Genomic DNA, 4,274 nt, shown 5'->3' with positions numbered 1-4,274 from the left:
TTACCCCCTTACCTCCTCCCTCAAATACTCCTCTATCAGTTCTTCATCACATTTTGGACAATATTCATGTTCTCCGCTTATATATCCATGCTTTGGACATACGCTAAAAAGCGGAGTTACGGTAATATATGGAAGTTTATAATTTTCTATAACCGCTTTTACAAGTTTTCTCGCCGCCTCAGGGCTACTTACTTTTTCGCTCATATAAAGATGAAGCACCGTTCCTCCGGTATATTTGCATTGTAGCTCATCTTGTAAATCAAGGGCTTCAAAAGGATCATCGGTATATCCGACCGGAATTTGCGAAGAGTTTGTATAATAGATATTTTCCCCAAATCCAGCCTGAATAATATCTGGATATCTTTTTTTGTCCTCCTTAGCAAACCTATAGGTTGTTCCTTCCGCAGGCGTTGCCTCTAAATTGTAAAGATTTCCGGTCTCTTCTTGATACTCTTTTAATCTCTCCCTCATAAAATCGAGTATCTCCAAAGCAAACTCTATCCCTTTTTCATCTGTTATATCATACTCATCATTTGTAAAATTTCTTATCATCTCATTCATTCCGTTTACGCCGATTGTAGAAAAATGGTTGTTAAAATTTGGAAGATACCTTTTTGTATACGGATAGAGTCCTCTCTCAAACATCTCGTTTATAAAAACTCTTTTTTTCTCTAAAGTTGATTTTGCTATATCCATAAGTTTTTTTAACTCTTTATACAAAGAGTCTTTATCCCCCTTAAATCTATATCCAAGTCTTGCCATATTTATAGTAACGACTCCTATACTTCCAGTCATCTCCGCACTTCCAAAAAGCCCGTTGCCTCGCTTTAAAAGCTCTCTTAAATCAAGCTGCAACCTACAACACATACTTCTTACTGCATTTGGTTTATAACTGTCTGGATTTTCTTTTTTTTCTCCCGTTATTGGATCGATAATATATTGGCTTCCAATAAAGTTTTGAAAATAGCTGCTTCCTATTTTTGCCGTATTTTCAAACAATATATCTGTATTTTCCCCATACCAATCAAAATCTTCGGTGATATTTACCGTAGGGATCGGAAAAGTAAAAGGTTGTCCAGATCTATCCCCTTCAGTCATAACTTCATAAAAGGCTCTATTTATGATATTCATCTCTTTTTGAAAATGTTTATATGTTAATGAAGTTAGATTTTCTACGCCTCTTTCTTTTGCTTTTTTTAAAAGTTTTTCATCATTTTTTACATCTTCAAAAAGATGTCTATCTTTTTTTGTAGGAATCTGATCTTTTAAATCATCTGGAACCGTCCAATCGATAGTTATGTTTGTAAAAGGCGACTGTCCCCAGCGTGCCGGAACGTTTAGATTGTATACAAAGCTTCTAATAGCCTCCTTAACCTCTTCATAACTTAGATCATCTTTAAAAACGTATGGAGCAAGATATGTATCAAAAGAGCTAAAAGCCTGAGCCCCAGCCCATTCGCTTTGAAGTATTCCCAAAAAATTCGCCATCTGACCAAGAGCTGTTCTAAAATGGTTTGGAGGTTTACTCTCCACTCTTCCTCTAACCCCGTTAAATCCTTCATTTAACAAAACTCTTAAACTCCATCCAGCACAATATCCTGTTAAACAGTCAAGGTCATGTATATGAATATCCCCGTTTCTATGGGCATAGCCTTCCTCTTTTGAGTAGACTTTGTCAAGCCAAAAATTTGCTATTACTTTTCCCGCAAGGTTATTTACAAGTCCCGCGTTTGAATAGCCAGTATTTGCGTTTGCGTTGATTCTCCAGTCGCTTCCGTTTATATACTCTTCAACGCTTTGTGTAGAGTTGATAAAAGTTGTGTCTTCATTTAATCCTAAAATATGTTCTCTTTGAATTTTGTGCAAAAATCTATATGTTATAAAAGATTTCATAACATCAAAATATCCCGCTCTATAAAGCTCATATTCGATAATATCTTGAATCTCTTCTACGGCTTTTACCGCAGAAAAAGATATTCTAATCAAAACAGATTCAAAAACTCTTTTGTCATATTTAACAAGCACACTATCAAAAGCTGCCTTTATCGCATCTTCTATTTTATACGCTCTAAACTCTTCTGTTGAGCCGTCTCTTTTTATTATAATCTTTGGAAGGGGTAGTTCCATTTTCGCTCCTTTGCTTTTATATAAAAATTTTAGCTAATTAGTATAATTTTTATGTGACAATTAAAAAAATATTTTAAAAGTATTAAAATGAAAAAATTTTTGGTTTTAGGTCTCATAATATCTTATATTTTTGGCGCAACATATGTTATCGATTTTAAAGGCAACAAAACTTTTGATAAAGAAAGACTTTATAAAGAGCTTGGTTTTGAAAAGTCTTTTTGGCAGATAATCGCATTTAAAAAATTAAAACCAAAGGTTGAGGAAAAACTTCTACCTTCTTTAAAGGAGGAGCTTGAACTCTTTTATAAACAGGAAGGTTTTTATAAATCAAAAATAGAACTTAAAAAAATTGGCAAAAAAGCGGTTTTTGAGATAAAAGAAAACAATCCCATCATAGTTAAAAAAATCGAAATCACCTCCGATTTTGACATTGAAAAATATATATATTTAAAAGAAAATGATAGATTTAGCGCTTCTTTATTTATAAAATCAAAAGAAGATATCAAAAACGCCCTTTTAAAAAAGGGATATTGTAGTTACGAATTTAATCCAAAAGCCTATATTTTTATAGAAAAAGAGGAAGCCTATTTGGTTTATTTTTTGGAAAAAGGCAAAATCTGTAAAATAAAAGATATAAAAATTTTTTCAAACAAAACTATTAAAGATGATGTAATTCTTTCTCACATATATCTTAATAAAAATGATAATTTTTCCCTACAAAAAATCGAAGCAAGCTATAGAAGACTTTATGCTTTGGAGTATTTTAATAGTGTAAGATTTGATTATAGTAAAAAGATAGATAATAAAATTTTATTGGATATTTACGTTAAAGAGAGAAAAAAGAAAAATATCTATAAAGCCGCAATAGGATATGAAAGTTTAAACGGATTTCATACAAACTTTTCTTGGAAAAATATAAATATCCATCAAAAACAGGTAAAATTTGATATCTTTTATTCAAAAAATAAAAAAGAAGCCTCCATAGAGCTTTTTATACCTACGATTAAAATTTTATCAAAAAGTTACGATTTGACTGCCGATTTATCGTATAAAAAGGAGATCTTTGAAAATTTTTCCCAAAAAGAGACAAAATTGGGTGCAAATTTTATAAATGATCTTTATAATATCTCATATAGTATAGGATTTTTTCTGGAAAATTCAAAAATTTACGATACAAAAGATTGTTATAAAGAGGAAAAATTCTTATCTTTTTACCCACTATTTAAATTTATTCTTGATCAAAGAGATAATAAATTATCCCCTAAAAAAGGTTTTTTTATAAAAAGTCTCGTTGAAGGGAGTATAAAAGCTTTATCAAAAGCCTCCTATGTAAAAAATCTAAATGAGGTAGGATTTTATTTAAGTTTTAACGATTTAATTATATTTTTAAAAGGAAAAATCGGCTTTATAGATGTAGAAAAAGGGGATATACCTCCATCAAAGCTTTTTTTTGCCGGTGGGATAAACTCAAATAGAGCTTACTCTTACAATAAACTTCTAATTACAAAAAACGGCTGTAAATATGGTGCAAATTCTATACTTGAAACTACTGTTGAATTATCCTATCCAATATATAAAAATATAAAAGGAGCAATTTTTTGGGATAGAACGGTTTTGTCTCAAAAAAAACTAAACTTTTTCCAAAAACCTACAAATGGTATCGGGATCGGAATAAGATATCCTTCTATTATAGGAGATATAAAATTTGATATTGGTTTTGATACAAAAAATTTTAGTCAAAACGCTTTTCATCTGAGCATAGGAGCAGCATTTTGAGAATTTTGCTTTTGATAATAGAAGTTATTTTATTGACTTTTTTAGCCTTTTTTATTCAAGAAGCAAGATATAAAATAGTAGAAAACTTTATACAATTTGAATTAAAAAGATATGATATAAGCTCTTTAATAAAATGGAAAAAAATTGATAGATTTTTATTTGAAAAAATATATATAAAAGATAAAAAGATTGCCGATGAAGTAATGATAGATTTTGATTATAGATATTTTGCTTTATTAAAAATCGGATTTAAAAATATAGTCATAAAAAATGTAGATCTAAATAGCTTAAATAAACTAAAAAGATCAAAAAACAGTAGCTCTTTTTTTATACCCATATATATAAAAAATTTTAAAATCAACGGACTTTAC

At 29.9% G+C, this 4,274-nt stretch carries 3 protein-coding genes; 2 read left to right on the top strand and 1 reads right to left on the bottom strand.

Features of this window, described 5'->3' with window-relative positions; genetic code table 11:
- The gene (locus AC30RD_RS06755; RefSeq protein WP_489493634.1) at positions 1 to 2,127 is read right to left on the bottom strand and encodes a ribonucleoside triphosphate reductase; all 2,127 of its coding nucleotides are present in this window, start codon (positions 2,125 to 2,127) and stop codon (positions 1 to 3) included.
- 87 nt (positions 2,128 to 2,214) lie between these two features.
- Here AC30RD_RS06755 and AC30RD_RS06750 point away from each other — a divergent pair, with 87 nt between their 5' ends.
- Both AC30RD_RS06750 and AC30RD_RS06745 read left to right on the top strand, forming a co-directional pair.
- Positions 2,215 to 3,903 carry an autotransporter assembly complex protein TamA gene (locus AC30RD_RS06750; RefSeq protein ID WP_489493632.1) on the top strand — a complete coding sequence of 563 codons (1,689 nt, stop codon included), beginning with the start codon at positions 2,215 to 2,217 and terminating at the stop codon, positions 3,901 to 3,903.
- Positions 3,900 to 4,274 (top strand): hypothetical protein (locus AC30RD_RS06745; protein ID WP_489493630.1); only part of this gene is annotated, 375 nt, incomplete at its 3' end. The genes AC30RD_RS06750 and AC30RD_RS06745, both read left to right, overlap by 4 nt.

It is taken from the genome of Nitrosophilus sp., assembly GCF_982775275.1.
This window is presented reverse-complemented; position numbering and strand designations above follow the sequence as displayed.

What these genes read in the sequence shown, in the direction of transcription:
- AC30RD_RS06755 (WP_489493634.1), bottom strand. Translation starts at nt 2,127, where the DNA reads ATGGAACTACCCCTTCCAAAGATTATAATAAAAAGAGACGGCTCAACA.
- AC30RD_RS06750 (WP_489493632.1), top strand. Translation starts at nt 2,215, where the DNA reads ATGAAAAAATTTTTGGTTTTAGGTCTCATAATATCTTATATTTTTGGC.